This is a genomic window from Candidatus Cybelea sp. (assembly GCA_036489315.1).
GTDB lineage: Bacteria > Vulcanimicrobiota > Vulcanimicrobiia > Vulcanimicrobiales > Vulcanimicrobiaceae > Cybelea.
The window spans coordinates 1-17,870 of record DASXFZ010000014.1; the positions used below are offsets into that span (position 1 = coordinate 1).

The following is a 17,870-nucleotide window of genomic DNA, read 5'->3' on the forward strand; positions in this document are numbered from 1 at the left end:
CTTGTCGGCCTCGGCTACCTCTTTTTCACCGGCATGCGCCTGCGTGAAGGACGTAAGCGCCGCTTTCGCTGCTTCGTATTTGGCGGTCGCGGCTTGATGCGCCGCGCTGTCGACGCCGAGCATCCGGGTCTCGTCGTAGATGGCGTTGTTGAGGATCTTGTGCTGGGCGCTGAGGTCTTCGATGGTCTTGGCGTCGAGCGCGGCCTGGGCGCTCTGCTCGCCCGCGACGGTGGTGGCGTCCTTCATCGCCGCCGAAAGGCTTGCTTCCGCTACCGTCGCCCGGTCTTTCGCGTCGGCAAGGGCGTCCGACACACGCATGTTCTCTTCTTGCGCCTGCGTTTCGAGCTTATCTTGGTCGATTTCGTCGGTTAGAACCGGCGGCGTGTAGCCGGAGCCCGAACTTGGGGCTTTAGTGCCGAGCGTCGGATTGAAGCTGGTGTTAAGGTTATCGACGGCGGCGATGTGCTGCTTGATCGCCGCGGTAATCTCGTTCTCGGCCGTCTTGTAGGCTTTGCCGTAGTCGGTCGCGGCCTGCTGGAACTTTTTTAGCGCGCTAGCCGGATCGTTCTTGCTCAGCCAGTTCTGATCGGCGAGCGATTTGTTTAGTTCTTCGTTGACGTGCCCGATATCGACAAGATCGACGGCGTCGTGAAAGGCCGTGATATCGTGAATCGCAATGCCGACCGTATGCGAGATCGTCTGGAACACGTCGACGACCGCGCTACCCATGTCTTCGGCTGCCGGGATGATGCCGATGAGCTCCGTGGAGAGCTGCACGATATACGGGAGCAGCCGCGAGCCCAGTTCCTCGCCGGTCGCCGCGAGCGCCGCGTGCAGACGCGCCTGCGCCATCTGCGCGCTATCGGTATCCTTGAGCTGATCCTGGTAATCGTCGTGGAGAACCTTGAGCACTTGGTCGAGCGTGTCGTGATCCTGGATCATCGTCTTGATCCGCGGATCGAGCTGCGCAAGCGCCATGCCGCGGCCAGCCTCGGCCTCAGTGATATCGTGCGTCGCTTCGGCTAAGCTGATGTGTTTAGCGATCGCGACCTCTTCAGCGACCGCGAGAATCTTCTCCGAGTCGCTGACGGCCTTCGTTCCGCTCTCGACGCCGGCAAGCGACGTAACGAGTGAGTTGAGCGCCGACGCCATCTCGTTTTCGGTGAAACCCGACGCCATCGACTCGCTATCGATGAACTCTTTGATTTGGCCAGAGAGCGCAGACCAATCGCCGCCCTGAGCGCGGATCGACGCGCCCATCGAGGACATTTCCGATTGGAGATCCTCGGCGTCTTTGACGCCCTGCTTGAAGAAGTCAAAGACCGCCATGCCGGCAGCGAGTACGGCGAAGAATGCGACCAGTTCGGGAGCGACCGCGGTCATGCTGCCCAGCGCGCCGACGAGAGCGCCGACGCGGCCGGCAGCCTCGCCGCCCTCGACTCCCAGCGCCGAGAACATGCGCGCCGCGTTGCCGCCGACTTCGTTTAGGTCAGAGAGTTCGTTTTTAGCGGCCTTCGCGGAGCCGCCGAGAACGGCCGCGGCACCGCTTGCAGCGCCAGCCTTATCGGCCACCTGCGACATTCCGGACGCTATGGAGGACCCCGCCGACGCACCGCTTGCGCCAACGGCCTTCAGCTCGGCCTCGATCGCCTCGATCTTCGCCTGAACGTCAGCAAGTACGGCCGTTGCGCCCGCATCGGTCGCGGTAATCGTTACTTGGAGATTTTGCTGATCGTCGGCCATCTTATTTTCGCTTTATCGCGCCAGCCGCGCAGAGAATGTCGATAAACGTCTCGCGCTGCTCTTGGGCTTGCAGGCGCGCTCGGTCTCGAATGCGCTCGCGGCCGCGTTCAGCCCAGAGTTGCGCCTGGGCGTACGTGAGGCCGTAAACGGTGTCCGGTGTCCATCCGTAGGCATCGAAAAGGGCAGCCATCAGGTGGCTTACGTCTGCGCTGCCCCCGCCGCGTTTTTTGGAGCGCCCGCTGCCTCGCGCTCGGCCTTGCGCGCTTCCAACCAGCGGTCGAACCAGCGCCCAACGAACTGCGCGCCGATCGCGACGATATCGTTTCGTTTGAGCTGCACGAGATCGGTCGGCAGCGCGATTCGCTTCGTCTGATCGCGATCGCCTGGATCCACGACGTAGGCCGCCTTGAGCAAGATGCGATCCAGAAAGCGCCGCACGTTTGAGGTCGCCACGGCAATGTCGATAAACGGCAGATTCTCTTGCAAGAACATCCGCATCGGATTGATGCGGAGGTCGGATTTGCCGGTAATCTCCGCGACCTCGGTCATAATGAGTTGGATGTAGGCTTCGAAGTCGGCCTCGACGTCACGCTGCAAAATGTCGCCCAGGGTGAAGACCATCGGGACGACGAGCTTGAATGGCAGCGTCGCGACGACGCCATCGACGGAAGTTTGGCGCGTGATCGCAAACTCCAAAACGTCGGGGCGAAGAATCTTGCGGACCTCCTCCGGCGTTTTTTCGGGCTTTTTCTTGGCGGCAGCGGGGTTTTCGAGTTCGGTCGGTTGGCCGTCGCCTGCGCCTCTGGCACCGGCTTTACGACGGAGCGCTTCGCTAGGCATAAGTCTCCTTACAAAAACGAATGCGCCGGCTACAGTACAGCTGGCGCATTCGAAGCGATCGCGGTTTCACGTGGAACCGCTGAGAAGTTAGAACGATGCGCCGCTAGCGGCGTTACAGAGCAGCACCGAACAATCATCGCCCGCGCCGTTGGTCGACTCGGAATTCTCGAACTGCACCGTCTGCTTGAGATAGTCGCCGACCTTGCGCGTTACGGGCGCCGTCTTGGGCTTGGCGTTGGGGAAGGTGAACGTCATGCTGTACGGCAGCGCGGTATTGACGTTATCGACTGAATCCACCGTCACGACGATCGGCGCCGGTACGACGTCGCCTTGCGGCCCGGTCGAACTGGGCGCGCCCCAGAAGTTCTGCAGCATCGTGTCGGTTTCGAATGCCAGGTCGAGCCCGAGCGAAACCTTGGTCTGCGTCTCGGGAAGCTGCGCCCTATACCGGCCATTGCCGTACTTCGGGTAATCGGTAATCAGGCCGAGGTCGATATCGATCGTGATGGCCTGCACCGACGAATCGATCGCGATACCGTTCATCGTCACGGCGTTACCCGGGGTCGTGAATACCAGTCCGCGCAACACCGAATAGCTCGGCGAGGTCGGCGAGCTGACGTTGGCTTCGCCCTGGTACTCGACGGTGACCATCGCTTCGATGATCGCCTTGGGTGTGATCTTGAAGCTGAGCTTGGAGATTTTGCAGCCGAAGGAGTTCTTGGACGAAATGACGTCGTTGAGTTGGGCCGTGAACGAGTGCCGCGGCGAGGCGAGCGTGAAGTTGTGATCGTACGCGAGCACGACCGAGGCGTTCACGACGTCCACGCCTGAAGCGTGCGCCGTGGTGAAATAGGCGAAGAACTGCGTGGCCGTGATGGCGCGCACGACAACCGTCTCGCCCGAATCAATCGTGAGCGACTGACCCTTGACGATATTGGTCATCGCTGCCGGAGTTGCCCAGTTGTTGCCGACACCCACGCCGACGGACAGCGTCGTCGTGACCGCTTCGGCGTCGGGATTGCTCGCGTCGGCTCCGATGGATTCGGCGCCAAAGGCGAGCAAGAGGAGCGCGCCGATCGTGTCGGGATCGACCTCGACTTGCATTTGGCCTTTACCGGTGAACATGCCGGTGAGTTGCTCGGTCTGGCCAATACGCTTTCGCGCGCCGGGACGCTCGAGCAGCTCGTTGGTTCCGTCGTAGCCTTCGCTGCTCGGAATCAAAAAGACGGTCGGCGAGACGGCGGTGCCGTAGACGGTTTCCTTGCCGATGCCGAGGGTTACGAGCTCGGCAGAGGGCGCCTGACCGAAAAGCTGGAGGTCGAAATCACGCGGGCCGTATAGCCGGCGCTCGCCACGTGCACGTGCGGCGCGATCGGGAAGATGAAGGCTCACTTGGCAGATCCTCCGGGCGCGGCGGTATCCGCCGGTTTATCGGGTGGTGGCGCGGCTTGCACCGGCGCGGCTTTGGCGGCGATCGCTTGCGCGCGCTTGATGACGTCGGGGGCGTCTTTGCCGTAGCGCAGCGTGTCGCGGAAGTAGGGAATACGGTCGGGGTGCGCGCCCAGCCAGCACGACGGACACAAACGCTTGCCGTCGGCGTTGACGAACGGAATCGTTTGGTCGCGCTCGTAGTCAAACGCGTGCTCGGCAAGCGCTTCGGCTCCGCAGTTGGCGCACGAGTAAAGCGGGTTTTTGCCGGTGGACGCGTCGACGAAGTCGGGGCCATGCCGGAAGATCGCCAGTGCCGCGTCGAGTTGGAAAGCCGGCGATGCGCCGTCGCCCCAAACGACCTTTGTGCCTGGCGGAATGTCGCGCTCGTCGCCGGTGTACCACTTTGCAAGCGGGCTGCCGCCGACGATATCGCGCAGCTCGACTTCGACCGCGCCGCGCTTGGGCTGATACCGTATCCTCATGGGCGGCGCTCTTGGCCTCAGGCGCCGACAGAGGGTGCCCCGTGTCCGCTTTTAGGCGACCGTTACCTGGGCCGAACCCTGGGATGACCCGCCCCCGGCGGTCGTCACGGTCAGCGAAACGTTATACGTGCCGCCGGCCGCGTAGGTATAGTCGGGATTCTGATCGGTCGAGGTCCCCGATGAATCGCCGAAGTCCCAGGCCCAGGCCGTGATCTCGCCCAGCGAACCATCCAAGAACGAGCTGTCGCTGAACGCCGCGGCCAAGCCGACCTCGGTGTGCGTGAACATGGCGAGCACGCCGCCGGTATCGGTCAGCGTCGCGATATCGGGTGGCACCGAAACAAGTGATTCGATGGTGAGGTTGCCTTGCATCAGCACGTCGGCATCGCCGGGCAGATCGAACTCGCCCAGCGCCCCGATAACAAGTGTTCCATCGCCGGCACCGCCGACCTCGAGCGAGCCGAAACCTGAGAGTTTGAGCTTGCCGTACACGTGAATCGTGCCGACTGCTGAGATGCCGAAGCTGACCTCGCACGAATCGCCCGAGCCGACGCCGATCTGCACCGTGCCGCCGTCGGCGGTGAGGTACGAGCCGGCGTTGCTCCCGTCGATAAACGGAAAGTCGGGCCCGAGAAAGATTTTGCCGCCGTTGACCGCGCTGACCAGGGCGCCGTTGGTCGCGTCGATCTCCCAGTCTTCCGAACCGGTCGAGTCAATAATGCCGCTGCTGTCGGTTTGCAGGCCGCCAGGTGAGCCGGTATCGACAAAGCCTTGGCCGGTGAGATTGACGTAGCCCGAGCCGCCGGGCGCGGGAACCGTGACCGGTGCGATCTTGATCGAGTAGTGGACCTCGAAGGTGTAGATCGCGGTCGCGATCATATCTTCAGACGTCTTGCCTTCGAGCAGATGGCGCTCCATGGCAGTGATCTGCGACCATTGCGCGATGCCGTTGACGGTAACGTTGCCGCGCAGCAGCGGCGAGATGCCATTGCCGGAGCCGTCGTCCTGATAGGCGCGCAGCAGCGTCATCGCCGTCTCGCCGATATCGTCGATCGTCGGGTCAAAGGGCTGCTGAACCGTTACTACGATCGCCCACGTGGCCGTAAAATCGTGCTTGGCCGAGCCGGAGATCACTTCGTCGTAGCTCAGGCACATGACGCCGACGCTGGGAAAGAGCTTTTGCGTCGGCGGCGCGACGCGCGCTATATGCTGAATGCCGGTCGTGCCGTCGGGATTACTCTGAACCGCTAGCGGTCCGCCGGATTGCGTCGCCGCGACGATGTTTGCGTAGATGGCGTCGTCGATAGCGCTCCAGAGCTCGATATTCGTCGTGTCGCTCACGCTGCCGCTCCATTAATCCAGCGAACGAAGACGTCGCGGATATCGCTCTTTTGTTGGTCAGCGACGAGCAAGAATGGCCTTTTGGGCTGCCCTGGTATCGTCACCGAGCGCCGCACGTATTCGACGCCGCCGCTTGTAAACGCCAGCGCCTTTTTCGACTTGGGATTGATCGTCCACGGGGTGTGACCGGCGTAGATGCCGGTGCCTTCCTGGAACCATTTCGCGTACTGAAGATTGGTGCCGACGCTGACGGCGTTTTGCGCAACCGGCGAGACTTGGATCGAACTCATCATGCGGCCAGAGTCGATTCCGGTATGGCCGCCGCGCTTGTTCGGTAGCCAATCCTGGTCGCCGCCCTGCTCTTTGATGCGCATGACTGCCGCGTCGCGCACGACGATGCCGGCTTGGGTCAGCGGCACCGAAAGGTCGCTCAGGCGCGCTGCTTGCGCCCTCAGCTTCGCGAGGATTTGCTCAGCGTTGGAACTGCCGCCGATCAACGCGGCGTTCTCCGCACGACGAAACATTCGAGCCGGTCATCCCACGGCTGCACGTAGATGACTGCGAACGCCGCGTTGGTGAGAATGTTCGTGACGATCGACCGCGACGCGGCGCCCGACTCGGCCGGCAGCCAAAGCCGCGCGTCGATGTTCACCATAATCGGATTCCCGCTCTTATCGGTCGATGGAACTTGCAGATCGCCGCTGGCCGGAATGATCTCGGCTAAGTACGGGCCGACGCGGTCGAGCTTATCGGTCGTCGGATTGCGATTGTCGACGAAATAGGACGCCTGCTGCGTTCCCGGAACGCGCCTGGGCCAGCGCGACGTCGAGGGCATGCGCGCCATCTAAGATTCCTCGTTTTCGTCGGGCTGCGCCGTGCCCGCTGAGACGACTGTGCAGCGGCAAAGGAGATGATCCGGGGGTGCTTCGATTCCGTCATCAAACTGCGCGCCGAGCGGAACGATCTCACCGTCGAGGTCCGAACACTTGGGACAAGTTCTTTCGTCCTCTGCGGCGATCCACATGATGCGCGCGACGCCCGCTGCCCGGTACGTCTGCATGACGCCAGCGTTCATCGCTCGAGCCGTCTCGGTTCGTGCGACCATCTCGGCCCACGAGTCGTTTGGAATTACGCGCTTCACGTTCCCGTCGTCATCGAGAATGTGCATCCCGTCGTCGAAGCTATCCTGAATCCGCTGCGCGAGCTTTGGGATGCCCTCGCCGGCCGCGATACCGTCCTGGAGCGCCTGACTGATCGCCGCTACCTCACGATCGACGATCTCTTGCGAGAAGGGGATCGTCGCCGCGGCCATCTGGTCCAGCGCGATCGTCGGCGGCAAGTCCCACGTGATTCCAACCTCGGCTTTGGCTGACTCGAGGCCCGCTTGGAAGAGCTCTTCCTGCGCAGCGGCGATCGCCGTGGAGATCTGCTTGGGGTCCATCGACGCGAGTGCTGCGGTAACGGCGGCGATGATTGCCTGACGCTGGTCCTCGGTCAAGACCCCCGCGTCGACTGCGCCGGCGAGCTCGTCGTCGAGCTGACCGACGTCGGCTTCGCGTTTGGCGCTGCGGCGCACGGCGGCCACGACCTTCGATCGCCAAGCGTCGAGAATCGCAAGCAGCTGCAACCGCAGCTTCCGGGTACCGGCAACTTTAATGCGCATCCGCGCTCGCTCGAGCTTTTCGGCGTCGGGATGCAGCTTGTACGGCCGCGGCGTCGCGGCGCCGTCATCTTGGACGGAGTTGGTCCGTTCGAGCATCCGGTGCGCGCAGCGCCGAGCCTCCTTCAGCGACGTGCCGTTGAGTTCGACGATCACGTCCACCTCAGTGCCGCGTAGTTGATCGCCAGGTGCATCGTGTTATCGACGACGATGAAGAGCGCTGTCGCGAGCCCCGAAGGCGTTCCGACCGGGAAGCCGGTCTGCGTCGCGAAGTCGCCCCGTCGATCGCAGAGCCAATTCTTGGCCACGATGATGTAGCGCGCCAACCGCAGCCGGTCGATGACGACGTGCGTGAAGCAGATTATGCAAAGCGCGAGCAGCGACGGCCGGAAAAAGAGCGCGAACGGCAGCGTGTACGCCGCGCCGTGTAGGGTAGCCCAGGCCCACGAACTGCGCTTCCATTGCGCCATCCGGTCGGACTGCAGGACGTAATCGCCTATGAGGTGAGCGAGAAGCTGCTCCACGCTACCGCCAAGGCTGATAGCGGCGCGTCACAGCGTTACCGATCAGCATCGCGGGGCTCGACGAACCCGGAACCGGATCGCCCGTGAGGTCTTTGCGCAGCTCGGCTTTGAGCTGCTTGAGCGATGCGGCGTACGAGGCTGGATCGGTTCGGTACTCGCCTTGGGCGAGCAGGTAGAGCCGGTTGTAGTCCATCAGCAGCGCGTCGATGATATCGAACTGCGCCCGCTTGAGCACCGAAGCGTCGTCGGAATAGAGCGCTTGTGCGCGGGTTAGGTAGCCGTTCAGGTCGTCGTCGGAGAACGCCGTTACCTGATAGCCCGCTCCGATGAACGTGCCGGCGTCGGGCGCCGCGTTGAAGGTGATGATCGCGTTGGTCGCGCCGGTGCTGGTCGGGTTGGGCGTCGATCCAACCACGTAGAGCGACGGATCGACCGCGGTCCACACGGCCGTTTCGCCACTGCTCGACGGCGGCGCCGTGGCTTCGTAAACCGTCAGCGTGCCGTCGATATAGTTTTCGTAGCGGATACTGAAGATCGTTCTGACGCCGTCGGCTTGGCCCATCAGTTCAGGCGGCGAGCCCGGCGCTGGCCATAGCTGCGGCCTGTCAGCGATCGCCGAACGAACGTTCGCGACGGTAATCGCCACGAGGTTAGACCAAAACCCCTTCGGTCGATCGCTCGATTAGGTCAAACGTCTCGCCGGCCAGTACGCGCGAAAAATACTCGTCGGGAATGATCGCGCCGCGCACGACGGCAATCAGGCCGATTGGCTTCTCACCCATGGCAACGCGCTTCGTATTCTCAGCGTCGACGCACTTGCGCTTGTGCTCGGCGGCCTTCTTATCGCTTGGATTCGAGCTCTTCCAGACGTCGACGAGCACGAGCTCGTGGAAGTAAAAGCGCGTGAACTCGTAGTGGTGATTGTTGGGCGCTTTCGCCCACTCAAAGCGCGCGTTGTTCTCCCAAAAGGTGGGTGAGCCCAGGCGCGCGGTCAGCGCGGCCATCGAGTCGCGCACGACCGGGGCCGGCGGACGGTCCTTCGTCCTGTCCTTGGGGCGGTGGACTGCCGGGGGTGCGGCTGGGGCTTGGACCGCGACCGTTCCATCGAGCATCCCCGTGGAGGCCGCGGGGGCGACAGCGGTCGCGTTTTCTTCAAGGCGTTTTCTTGGCATCGGAGCCGACTTGGCTTAGGTGAGCCCGAAGCAACGGCGTCGTGTCCGAAAAAGGCGAGGGCGCCGATCGCTCGACGCCCTCTTTGCTATGCGAATCCTTGGAGGCTACGGGGTGGGCGAAGACGTCGGCGTATCGCCGGGAATCGCCGTGATATTGTCGGCCCGACCGGCGCAAGCCGGCTGAACGCTGACCGTTCCTGAAGTGTAGGCGCTCAGTCGAACGCGAACGTACGAGACGCTTCTGGCCGGTAAAGTCGCCAGCACTTGAAACGCTCGAGAGGTCGCAGTCGAAAAGCCCGTGTTTGCCAGCCAGTTGTTGCTGGGAGACACGACGGCGAGTTGCCACTGCGCAAGCACAGAGGTCGGCGACGCCGAGTTGGTCGTCTCGTAAACGCCGGTCGCTTCGAACGTGCCGTAGACGTTGAACGTGCACATCGACGATCCGCCGGGAACCTGAATGTAGGCGTACGAGGTCGATGCGCATGGATCGGAGCTGCACGCCGACGTCAGCGAGAAAGTCGGCGCACCCGGAGGAGGGATTTGCGCGGTCGCTACCTGCGGGCGCAGCGAGAGCGACAGCGCAAGGCTCGTGATCGCGAGCAGCGCGACCGGGACGATGCGGAGAAGCTTTTTCATCTTTAGTTCCCCCTCAGAGTTGCTTCGGGGATCACGACGCCGGCACCAAACCGACGCTCGCACTTGGTCCGACGCACGCTCTTGTTGAACGAGTCGCCAGCGTTGGGGACTTCCATGATCACCGTCAGCGGCGTGCGATCTTGGAACGCGCCGATCTTGCCGGCCTCGCCCAAGAACCACGGGTTACCCGCGCCTGAGAGCGTCTGACCCGCGAAGAACTTGAAGAATCGCGTGAACTTGGCCACGAAGATATCTTCGAGCTGATTGCGAGCGAAGATGCCGTTGACCGTGTTGGGCGTGTTCGCCGGCGTGTTCGGATTGAAGTCCGACTTGAGAATCGTATTCACCGTGATCTTGTCGGCGTTGGCGAAGACGCCGCAGTCCACTTCGAACAGCGCGAGGTCTCCCAGCACGTTCGTGATGTAGTCGGCTGCGGTGAAGAGGTTCGCGATGCCGTCGCGCGTCGGAATGCCTGCCGTGGTAACCGGACCGCCGTAACCGGCCGGCGCCGATCCAGCGATGCACGCGCCCGGGATGATCCCGCCTGCGCTGCCGCCATCGGCCTGGCGAATGTTTCCGGTCGCGTAGGCCGTGATGAGTTGCGACGCCCACCACTGCTCTTCGGCGTACGCCATCTTGTCGCCGAGATTGGAAGCCTGCTCGGCCACTTGACCGGTTTGGTCGTCCTCTTCGAGCGTGTTGGACAGCTCGAGGATTTCGCCGAACTTGTAGTTGCGGATCCGCGTCAAGTTGCCGCCGAGGCTCGAGGTCGGGAGCGCCTCGTCGTCTTCCACGGGGCTGGGAACGTTGGCTCCCTGCAGCGGGAAGTACGTCTCTTCGGCCCGCGTCGAGGTCAGAATCTTGGCGACTTCGCGGTAGACCGTCGGCACGACTTCGTAGGCGTTGGAGAGGTTTTGCGTGACGAGGCCCGTTGCCAAGGCGTACACCTGGCTCGTTGCAACGTCTTCGCGCAAACCCATCTTGTCGCGCAGTTGCCGTGCGGCTTCTTTGAAGTTGAAGCCGGGCTGATTGATGAGCTTGAGCCCATCGTAGCCGTGCTCGCGCTGGAACTGACGGCCCCAACGGGTGCACCAGCTCTGCGCCTTTTCGCCGAACTTCTCGCGGTTGACCGCCGCGGCGATGGCGACGCTGCGTGCTACGCCTTCTCGATTGCCTCCGGCTTCGGCCAGCCGTTTGCGGACTGCAGAGATATCCATGTGATTTGCGCTTATGCCTCCGTTAGTTGCCCTTGACGAGCGCCGGCTGAATGCGGATGTAAACGAGCACGCCGGTACCGCCGGCGATCGGGAATGGTGCCTGCGACGCGTTGCTGCCCATCTGCCGCTGATCCGGCGAGACGTACCCTACGGCCGTGCCAGTCGCGGTCTTGGAGATCGTGCGGCCGTCGGCACCGAGGTACACGGTGTCGTAGGCTTTGTACGAGTCGCCCGAGGTCGTCTTCATGAGATGGTCGCCGTCTTCGTACAGCGACACCATCGGGATGTGCGTGTCGTTGCTGGGGATCGGCGAACCGGTGACGCCATCGGTGAACGTGACCGGATACTGCGTGTTCGAGATGCCGACGCCGTTGGCGGCGTTGGCGTTGCTCGAGCCAGGGGTGTTGAGCGACGCGACGTTGCCCGTTGAGTTGCGGTAACAGAGCTCGCCGGGATTGATTACGCCCGACGCGACCGTCAGATCGATTGCGGCCGAGATGAGCGGACGCACCGCACGGCGCGGTCGGCTCGGATTTGCGATTACGAGAGTGCCCATCTGGCTTTACGCCTCCTCGAAGGTGAAGCTGTCGGCGGAAACTTTGCTGCCGCCGCCTGTCGGCGAACCGGAAACAACTCCGGCACCGTCGCCGCGGCGGATGAATGCCTTGTCGAACGCTTGCGCGTGTTCACGCATCGACTTCTCGTGCGTGAAGCCGTTCGTGACGAGCTCGTGCTTGAGTCGCGGACGGAAATCTTCGGGAATCTCCAGCGTCGCCATGACGTTTTCAGCCATGCGTTCGCGAGTTTGCAGCCCGGCTTTGCGCTCGGCTTCGGTCGCGCGCTCTTCGGCGGTCTCGACCTTGCTCTCGGCGGTCTTGCGCGCGCCGCGCTCTTTCTTGAGCTGCGCCTTGAGGAACTTGGGATCGTCGGGCATCGCCTCGACTTCCGCGTCGCCATCGGTCGCGGCCGCCGGGTTCAACGGGTCGATCGCGCCTTCTTCGTCGTCGGGTTCGTCCGAGACGCCGGTCGCGTCGTCGAGCACTTTGTCGAGCGCGCCGCCATCGACAACGCCTAACTGGCGATCGATCTCGGCGTCTTGCTCGGGCGTTACCTTAACGCCGCCCTGCGCGGACTCAACGACCTTGACGATCGCGGCTTTGCGTTCGGCTTTGCCGCTCTCGGACAGCTTCTTGATGCCATCGCGAATCGCGTCGGCGTCGAGCGTCAACTTGACGTCGGCTTCGCGGGTCGGCTTTCTTTTGGAACCGGTTTTCATTCGATAGCTCTCCTTGAGAGACGCAACAAGTGTTCCGCCTGCGCCGGCTTTGGTGACGATATCGACCGAGTCGACTCCCTCTATACGATCGACGACGTTCCATTGCTCACCGTCGATTGTCTGAGGGACGCTGTCACCGTAAGCATTGATGCTCAGGCCCGCCCACGCCATTCTCGGGTACCTTTTTGCGTATTCAATGCATGTCCGAACGATCGTGACGACCTCGTCTTTGCCGACCGCTGGGTGGAACGTACCGAACAGCGCGACCGTCTTTCCGACCTCGGGATCGGTGTACGGGCGGACCTCGACGTCGGAGTACCAGCCAGCCAAATCGCGCACGGAGCGCTCGGGCCGCGTTTGCTCTTCGATCGTCGAGGGGTGATCCAAATAGGCTTGCGCGGCCTCAAAGATGCCGCGTGCGACGGCATCCTGCAGCGCGGCAGCCGAGTACCAGTGGCGCTGACCGAGATTGCCGTGGCCGGCGCGCAGCAGCACGACGTTTTCGACAGCGTCGAAGTTGCCGATGACGACGGATTCACGGAAGGCGTAGTTAGAGGTGACGCCACCGAACTTGTCAGGGTACGAAAGCAGGCTGCGTGACAAGTGTTACGCGCCCTTGTCGTGCTTGGCGACGATGGCTTTGGCGCGCGAGACGACCTTGGCAAGCCGTGCCGGATCGAACTTCGTGTTCTGATGAGCGCGGCTCAGTACGGCGCGCGCGAACTTGTAGGCCAGCGGGTGATCGGACGGCGGCAGCGGGAAGCCGTAGTCGGAATCAGCCCAACCGCCCGGCGGCGGCGTTCCCTTGGGTGGGATGCCGAACTTCTTGCGAAAAGTTGAATGGACCGCCGGCATCGCCTCTTGGGTGTCGCCGGTCGTCAACGGATTGACTTGCGAAGTCGATACGCTCATGGCCCGGCTTGTACGGCGAGGCTGCCGTAGCGCGGGGGCCGCGTGTCCGCTTAGTTGGCTGAGATCGTGTAAATCAGGGTCGAGGGGACCATCGCGAGGCGCACGCCGTTGGTCGAATCCACCGCCGCGACGTCGATCCAGGCGAAGATGACTTGCAGCCGGCCCTCGACGAGCTCGTAGCCGACGATGAGTGGCGAAAGCTGCATCTTGGGAATCGTAGCGCCGCGAGGACGCTGGCGCCCGAACCTAGTTGGACGAGATCGCATTGAGGATGAGAACGGGTTGGGCGTCGATCTTGATATTCTCGCCGTCTCGTCGCGCTTGGCCGAGCACTGGCGCGCAGATCGCGACGACGACCTTGCCTTCCATCCGGCCGATGTAGGCTTGGGCGTCGATTACCACGCGCGGCGCAGCGTAATGACGATCCGGCCGTCGCCGGTCATCTTGTAGTCGCACTCGATTTCGCTTGGTTTGAGCCCGCGCTCCTGAGCGAAGATGCCAAAACCGATCAGCATCTTCTTCACCGCCTTGGAAAGCTCGGGATTCTCATCGAGGTAGCGCGCGCGTTCGAGCGACTTCTTGGCGATCATCGCATAGGGCGTCGAGTAGTCGCTGGGCGTAAAGATTTGCTCGACGATCTCCTCGACGTTCTGCTGTTCCTCGATGATATCTTCGGGATCGTAGGCGATCATGCGGCTGAGGGAACGCCGATCTCAGTCGGAATGCACAGCACGTCGGTATCTTCGATCAACTTAACGTTGTCGTCGTGCGAAAGATTGTCACCGCGCACTGCTAACTTCACCCAGCTTCCAGCATACGCCGAAAATGCGACATGGTCACCGACTTTGATGCCGTTATGAAACAGCTTTTGATCGACGTTGGGACCAAGCTCGATCACTTTGCCTTCGCTGAGCAACTTGACGGCGGTTTGCGGCAGATTCACGCCGCCTAACGTCGTTTCGGACTGCTTCATGGGTTCGATCGCGACCTGACGGCCCGATGGGTTTAACTTCATCCGCGAAAATCCTCAGAAAACTTTTTGGAAGTGCAAGTTGGGTCGCTGCACGACGTCGGCCGAATCGGCGACACCGTAATATGGCCGTTACTGCAACGCCAACGGCGTGCGCGCGGCACTTTAATCGGACCGATCGCTGTCAGCGCCACGCTTCCACGGCATCGGTATCCGAATATCGAACTCGAAGCGCACGATGCCGACGAAGACGGTGAGCGCGACGCCCGTCACGATGCCTGCGAGATAGTCGAGAAACAGCATTAGGCGGTGGTTGCCAGGATGGCGGCGTCGCCCGACGGGCTGCCGGTCCAAATGGCGTTGATGATGCCCGCGACTTTACTGGCGGGAACGTTTGCGATGCCGTTGGGCGCAATCGCGATTCCCTGGCCCACGACCGCATCGACGCCGAGGCCAAGGTATGCCGTCTCCACCGTGTCCGTGTTCTGGATCGTCGCGGCTAGGCGTGTCGTATCGGCATCGAGCAGCTGCGTCGAGGAATCGGCTGCGTCGACCGTAGTCGCCGTGCGTGTTGCCGTTACCAGGACGAGCGCGACGGTGCCGTTACCCAAGTCGATGCCGGCAACGTCGGCAAAGCCGCCAAGGTGCTGCTGGCCGGTTTGAGGGCTGGACGTGCTGTCGGTGCGCGGGTCTCTCGCTTGAATCGCCATGGCCGCGCGGCTTGGCCGAAGCGAGAAGCCTTCGGGCTACTCGTGTCCGCAGAAAAGACAAAGCGCCCCGGAGAGTGGATCGGAGCGCTTTGCCCGGCACTTAACCTTCAGCGCCGGGAAGAGGTTTCAGACCCGGATCGCCTCGCTCGCGAACTGTCGCTCCATCCCGAAGATGAAAGCGGCAGCAGCGGTCTTGGCGTCCTGGCTCGTGTTGTTGGCGTTTGCTTTTGTCGGCAACGCTCCAACAACGGAACGCACGTGGCTCAGATACGAAACACCCGCCGCCGTAAGGCAACGGGTGTCCGGTTTTCCCTAGTCCGGATAGATCACGACGAGATTGTGCTTCTTTGCGTACTCGCGAAACGCGGCTTCAGACGCCATCGTCGATTTATCGCCAGCTCCGCCGTGCCCGAGCTCGTTGCGGATCGCAGCCGCGCCGGCGCCCGACGTTGGGCTCGCGTCATGCGGATCGGGAGTCGTGGGCTTGGCGACTACGCCATTCGAATGGCCGTTCGAAGCACCGTTCGAAGGTGGAGCGTATGCTGGATTGGGCACGTCACCCGGCGCCCACGCGGCCTGATTGGCCAACGGCTGACCCTTCGCGACCATTTCCATGTCTTTGAGGATGAGCGCCTTGGGGTCTTGTTCCGAGCCAAGCTCGGCCTGAATCTTCTGCTGCTCGTCGTCGAAGTCGTAGTCGTCGATCTCCGCTTCGGCGCAAAACGTCTCCGCGGCGGTCTGCTTGCTGATGTACGCCATGCCTTCAGCTTGTCGAATCATCGTGCCGCGCGTCGGCGCATCGGCCTTGATGATCGAGGGAAGCTGAACCTTGAAGCTGAGGTCTTCGCCGCTCGGCACGATCCTAAACTTCGCCGCTTCGGTAATGACGTCGCCTATGAGCTTGGTCAGGAAGGCGATGATGAGGTCCTGGCGCGTTTCGAGATGCTTTGCCGTCGGCTCGGTCGCAACGAGCGCCGTCGCGCGGTTGGCGTGTGAATCGACGCCGAAGTAGGACTTATTCAGCCCAAAGGCAAGCGCGACGTGATTAAGCAGCGCGTCGTAGGCCGTGCCTTCACCCGATACCGCGCCGCCAATATTGCTGCTGATCGCTTTGACGTCGACGGCTTTGTTCGTCATAAAGTACGAACCCGGGCGCGGCCGCTCTGAGGGAATCGCCGTGCCGGCCAAGCGCTGCAAGTCCTCGGTCCCGCCGTCGGCTTGAATCAACCACTGATAGGCAGCTTGTGCGAACTGTTTCTGAATCATCGCATCGAAATAGTCGCGCAACCGCTTGGCCCAGCCGAGGCTTGCAAAGGGATCGCCGCGGCCGCGCGCGTCGGATTCCTTGGCGTTGATGAGCACGTGGATCATCTCGTCACGCGCAATCGTTCGCTCGATCCATTTCGCCTTCGCCGGTTCGAGGTTGGGTGGCGCGAACAAGATCACGCGCGTGTTATGAACGAAAACCCCGGCCGACACTGCGAAATTCTCGTACTTATCTACGGTAAGGTCGTAAACTTCGCGGTCGCCAACTTCGCGGACCGCAGCGACTTTATGGTTAACGATCGCCACCGGCTCGAACGCTTTGGTTCTAGCGCGGGAGATTTTCAGGCGCCATTCCTTATTCTTCTCTGGAGTCTCGCGTCGAGACTCAACAAGGCGCTGCCCCGCAGCGGCGCGCTCCTCTGGGCTAGTCGTAGCCCATCGCGTTTTCTGGGCCTCCGAGAGCTTCTTGCAGTGCTCTGGGGTGAACTTGAAGGCGCGGATACCGCGCGCGATCCCAGCCTGGCGCCGTTCCGTCATTCCAATGTCGGCCCAGGTTTTACGCGTGTGTTCGCCGTGAGTCATTGACTGAAGATTTTCCGGGCGATTGTCTGCCGGATTGCCGTTTATATGGTCGACATGACGACGAGCGCTAAGATCGAGCCCCATTTCTTTGGCAAACTCTCGATGCGTTGGATTCCAGCCGCTATCAGGCTGCCACAGCATCTCGTAGCCGCGGCGGCGGTAGAGCGGCATAAGGCTTTGGCCCGGCTGCAGGCGCTCAGCCCAAACGTACTCGCCCTGGCGGGTCAAAAACGGGTGATCGTACGACGCAATAACCTTTTCGCCGTTATCGAGCTCAACCTCAACGCACCGCTTGGTGCCGCTTAGGACCGCCGATGAAGCGTTTCCTGGGACGATGCGACCATTCTTAAGATCGAACGAATAAACATCGAAGTTCTCGCCGGTCGCCTGGTTCCGCTGAGCCATCTCGCGGATAGTAATTTCGGTGCCATCCAGCAACGGAATCTTCGTGTCACCGTCGAGACACTGATATCGCTGAACGTAGTAAAAAACTTCCAGCGGATCCTCGGCATCGGTCACGATCTCCCAGATCGTCTCAGGCGGAAGCGAGCGAACCTTGATGCGCCCGTCGCCCATCGAGAACTTGCGCAGGAACAACTCGCCATCGCGCCACAGCGAGGTCGCCATATCGTGCAGGCGGTTCGTAATCCGGCCCGGGCCCCACGGCGTGACCGACTGCTGCGATTGCGGCAGCAACTCGCGATTGACGAACTCGTCGATGATGGGCTGCACCTTGTCCGACGCGGCGATAATCGAAAAGCTGCGTCCGAGCACGAAGTCTGAGAGCAGCTCGATGGCAAAACGCACGGCCGGATCGTGAGTCCATGCGTAGTACGATTTTGCCTGGGCGTCCCAAATGTCGGAGATAAGCTGCTGCTGGCCCATCGGACCGCCGCGAGGCAGATATTCCCGTTCGGTCGGAGCGTCGTAGCCGACGCCCGCAGCATCGTCGAATCCGCCATCCCAGAAGCCGTCCTCGCGTAGGCTTGCACGTGCGCGGGCTCGCCCGAGGTTGTCTTCGCGCAGCTGCAGCTTCTTGGCGTAGCCGCCTTCCTGCAGCGGAACGAGCGCTTCTTGCGCGAGCCCGAACTCGAGCATGAAGGCTTCC

At 62.2% G+C, this 17,870-nt stretch carries 23 protein-coding genes; all 23 read right to left on the minus strand.

Going from position 1 to position 17,870, the window contains the following annotated elements; genetic code table 11:
* On the minus strand, positions 1 to 1,743 hold a 1,743-nt coding region (locus tag VGG51_04085), incomplete at its 3' end, for a hypothetical protein (protein HEY1882202.1).
* Positions 1,744 to 1,941: 198 nt separating this feature from the next.
* Positions 1,942 to 2,583: a hypothetical protein gene (locus VGG51_04090; GenBank protein ID HEY1882203.1), complete on the minus strand. Its 642-nt coding sequence runs from the start codon at positions 2,581 to 2,583 to the stop codon at positions 1,942 to 1,944.
* Positions 2,584 to 2,670: 87 nt separating this feature from the next.
* Complete coding sequence (locus tag VGG51_04095; protein ID HEY1882204.1) at positions 2,671 to 3,975, minus strand: phage tail tube protein; 1,305 nt, start codon at positions 3,973 to 3,975, stop codon at positions 2,671 to 2,673.
* Positions 3,972 to 4,496: a hypothetical protein gene (locus VGG51_04100; GenBank protein HEY1882205.1), complete on the minus strand. Its 525-nt coding sequence runs from the start codon at positions 4,494 to 4,496 to the stop codon at positions 3,972 to 3,974. Before VGG51_04100 ends, VGG51_04095 begins: the two co-directional genes overlap by 4 nt.
* A 51-nt stretch (positions 4,497 to 4,547) precedes the next feature.
* A complete protein-coding gene (locus VGG51_04105) occupies positions 4,548 to 5,837 on the minus strand; it encodes a PKD domain-containing protein (protein HEY1882206.1) in 1,290 nt (429 codons plus the stop codon).
* A complete protein-coding gene (locus VGG51_04110; GenBank protein HEY1882207.1) occupies positions 5,834 to 6,361 on the minus strand; it encodes a hypothetical protein in 528 nt (175 codons plus the stop codon). The genes VGG51_04105 and VGG51_04110 overlap by 4 nt, the downstream gene beginning before the upstream one ends.
* The gene (locus tag VGG51_04115; protein HEY1882208.1) at positions 6,331 to 6,681 is read right to left on the minus strand and encodes a hypothetical protein; all 351 of its coding nucleotides are present in this window, start codon (positions 6,679 to 6,681) and stop codon (positions 6,331 to 6,333) included. Before VGG51_04115 ends, VGG51_04110 begins: the two co-directional genes overlap by 31 nt.
* Positions 6,682 to 7,659 (minus strand): phage minor head protein, encoded by a 978-nt coding sequence (locus tag VGG51_04120; GenBank protein ID HEY1882209.1) that lies wholly within the window; start codon positions 7,657 to 7,659, stop codon positions 6,682 to 6,684.
* On the minus strand, positions 7,650 to 8,021 hold the full coding sequence (locus VGG51_04125) for a DUF3307 domain-containing protein (protein ID HEY1882210.1): 372 nt from the start codon (positions 8,019 to 8,021) through the stop codon (positions 7,650 to 7,652). Before VGG51_04125 ends, VGG51_04120 begins: the two co-directional genes overlap by 10 nt.
* Before the next feature lies 1 nt (position 8,022).
* The gene (locus tag VGG51_04130) at positions 8,023 to 8,583 is read right to left on the minus strand and encodes a hypothetical protein (protein ID HEY1882211.1); all 561 of its coding nucleotides are present in this window, start codon (positions 8,581 to 8,583) and stop codon (positions 8,023 to 8,025) included.
* 88 nt (positions 8,584 to 8,671) lie between these two features.
* Positions 8,672 to 9,193, minus strand: a complete 522-nt coding sequence (locus VGG51_04135; protein ID HEY1882212.1) for a hypothetical protein — start codon at positions 9,191 to 9,193, stop codon at positions 8,672 to 8,674.
* A gap of 105 nt (positions 9,194 to 9,298) precedes the next feature.
* The gene (locus VGG51_04140) at positions 9,299 to 9,829 is read right to left on the minus strand and encodes a hypothetical protein (GenBank protein ID HEY1882213.1); all 531 of its coding nucleotides are present in this window, start codon (positions 9,827 to 9,829) and stop codon (positions 9,299 to 9,301) included.
* Positions 9,830 to 9,831: 2 nt separating this feature from the next.
* Positions 9,832 to 11,046: a hypothetical protein gene (locus VGG51_04145; GenBank protein HEY1882214.1), complete on the minus strand. Its 1,215-nt coding sequence runs from the start codon at positions 11,044 to 11,046 to the stop codon at positions 9,832 to 9,834.
* Between the two features lie 22 nt (positions 11,047 to 11,068).
* Positions 11,069 to 11,602: a hypothetical protein gene (locus tag VGG51_04150; GenBank protein ID HEY1882215.1), complete on the minus strand. Its 534-nt coding sequence runs from the start codon at positions 11,600 to 11,602 to the stop codon at positions 11,069 to 11,071.
* A 6-nt stretch (positions 11,603 to 11,608) separates the two neighbouring features.
* Positions 11,609 to 12,925 carry a hypothetical protein gene (locus VGG51_04155; GenBank protein HEY1882216.1) on the minus strand — a complete coding sequence of 439 codons (1,317 nt, stop codon included), beginning with the start codon at positions 12,923 to 12,925 and terminating at the stop codon, positions 11,609 to 11,611.
* Between the two features lie 3 nt (positions 12,926 to 12,928).
* Complete coding sequence (locus VGG51_04160; GenBank protein HEY1882217.1) at positions 12,929 to 13,234, minus strand: hypothetical protein; 306 nt, start codon at positions 13,232 to 13,234, stop codon at positions 12,929 to 12,931.
* A gap of 50 nt (positions 13,235 to 13,284) precedes the next feature.
* The gene (locus VGG51_04165) at positions 13,285 to 13,440 is read right to left on the minus strand and encodes a hypothetical protein (GenBank protein HEY1882218.1); all 156 of its coding nucleotides are present in this window, start codon (positions 13,438 to 13,440) and stop codon (positions 13,285 to 13,287) included.
* 40 nt (positions 13,441 to 13,480) lie between these two features.
* Positions 13,481 to 13,636: a hypothetical protein gene (locus VGG51_04170; protein HEY1882219.1), complete on the minus strand. Its 156-nt coding sequence runs from the start codon at positions 13,634 to 13,636 to the stop codon at positions 13,481 to 13,483.
* Positions 13,630 to 13,926, minus strand: coding sequence for a hypothetical protein (locus VGG51_04175; protein ID HEY1882220.1), 297 nt, complete (start codon positions 13,924 to 13,926; stop codon positions 13,630 to 13,632). Before VGG51_04175 ends, VGG51_04170 begins: the two co-directional genes overlap by 7 nt.
* A complete protein-coding gene (locus VGG51_04180) occupies positions 13,923 to 14,249 on the minus strand; it encodes a hypothetical protein (protein HEY1882221.1) in 327 nt (108 codons plus the stop codon). Before VGG51_04180 ends, VGG51_04175 begins: the two co-directional genes overlap by 4 nt.
* Positions 14,250 to 14,369: 120 nt before the next feature.
* The gene (locus VGG51_04185; protein ID HEY1882222.1) at positions 14,370 to 14,507 is read right to left on the minus strand and encodes a hypothetical protein; all 138 of its coding nucleotides are present in this window, start codon (positions 14,505 to 14,507) and stop codon (positions 14,370 to 14,372) included.
* Positions 14,507 to 14,914, minus strand: a complete 408-nt coding sequence (locus tag VGG51_04190; protein HEY1882223.1) for a hypothetical protein — start codon at positions 14,912 to 14,914, stop codon at positions 14,507 to 14,509. Before VGG51_04190 ends, VGG51_04185 begins: the two co-directional genes overlap by 1 nt.
* A gap of 312 nt (positions 14,915 to 15,226) precedes the next feature.
* Positions 15,227 to 17,870, minus strand: a 2,644-nt coding sequence (locus VGG51_04195) for an HNH endonuclease (GenBank protein HEY1882224.1), incomplete at its 5' end; no start/stop codon positions are given.

What these genes read in the sequence shown, in the direction of transcription:
- VGG51_04090 (HEY1882203.1), bottom strand. Translation starts at nt 2,583, where the DNA reads ATGCCTAGCGAAGCGCTCCGTCGTAAAGCCGGTGCCAGAGGCGCAGGC.
- VGG51_04100 (HEY1882205.1), bottom strand. Translation starts at nt 4,496, where the DNA reads ATGAGGATACGGTATCAGCCCAAGCGCGGCGCGGTCGAAGTCGAGCTG.
- VGG51_04110 (HEY1882207.1), bottom strand. Translation starts at nt 6,361, where the DNA reads ATGTTTCGTCGTGCGGAGAACGCCGCGTTGATCGGCGGCAGTTCCAAC.
- VGG51_04115 (HEY1882208.1), bottom strand. Translation starts at nt 6,681, where the DNA reads ATGGCGCGCATGCCCTCGACGTCGCGCTGGCCCAGGCGCGTTCCGGGA.
- VGG51_04130 (HEY1882211.1), bottom strand. Translation starts at nt 8,583, where the DNA reads ATGGGCCAAGCCGACGGCGTCAGAACGATCTTCAGTATCCGCTACGAA.
- VGG51_04135 (HEY1882212.1), bottom strand. Translation starts at nt 9,193, where the DNA reads ATGCCAAGAAAACGCCTTGAAGAAAACGCGACCGCTGTCGCCCCCGCG.
- VGG51_04140 (HEY1882213.1), bottom strand. Translation starts at nt 9,829, where the DNA reads ATGAAAAAGCTTCTCCGCATCGTCCCGGTCGCGCTGCTCGCGATCACG.
- VGG51_04145 (HEY1882214.1), bottom strand. Translation starts at nt 11,046, where the DNA reads ATGGATATCTCTGCAGTCCGCAAACGGCTGGCCGAAGCCGGAGGCAAT.
- VGG51_04150 (HEY1882215.1), bottom strand. Translation starts at nt 11,602, where the DNA reads ATGGGCACTCTCGTAATCGCAAATCCGAGCCGACCGCGCCGTGCGGTG.
- VGG51_04160 (HEY1882217.1), bottom strand. Translation starts at nt 13,234, where the DNA reads ATGAGCGTATCGACTTCGCAAGTCAATCCGTTGACGACCGGCGACACC.
- VGG51_04165 (HEY1882218.1), bottom strand. Translation starts at nt 13,440, where the DNA reads ATGCAGCTTTCGCCACTCATCGTCGGCTACGAGCTCGTCGAGGGCCGG.
- VGG51_04175 (HEY1882220.1), bottom strand. Translation starts at nt 13,926, where the DNA reads ATGATCGCCTACGATCCCGAAGATATCATCGAGGAACAGCAGAACGTC.
- VGG51_04180 (HEY1882221.1), bottom strand. Translation starts at nt 14,249, where the DNA reads ATGAAGTTAAACCCATCGGGCCGTCAGGTCGCGATCGAACCCATGAAG.
- VGG51_04185 (HEY1882222.1), bottom strand. Translation starts at nt 14,507, where the DNA reads ATGCTGTTTCTCGACTATCTCGCAGGCATCGTGACGGGCGTCGCGCTC.
- VGG51_04190 (HEY1882223.1), bottom strand. Translation starts at nt 14,914, where the DNA reads ATGGCGATTCAAGCGAGAGACCCGCGCACCGACAGCACGTCCAGCCCT.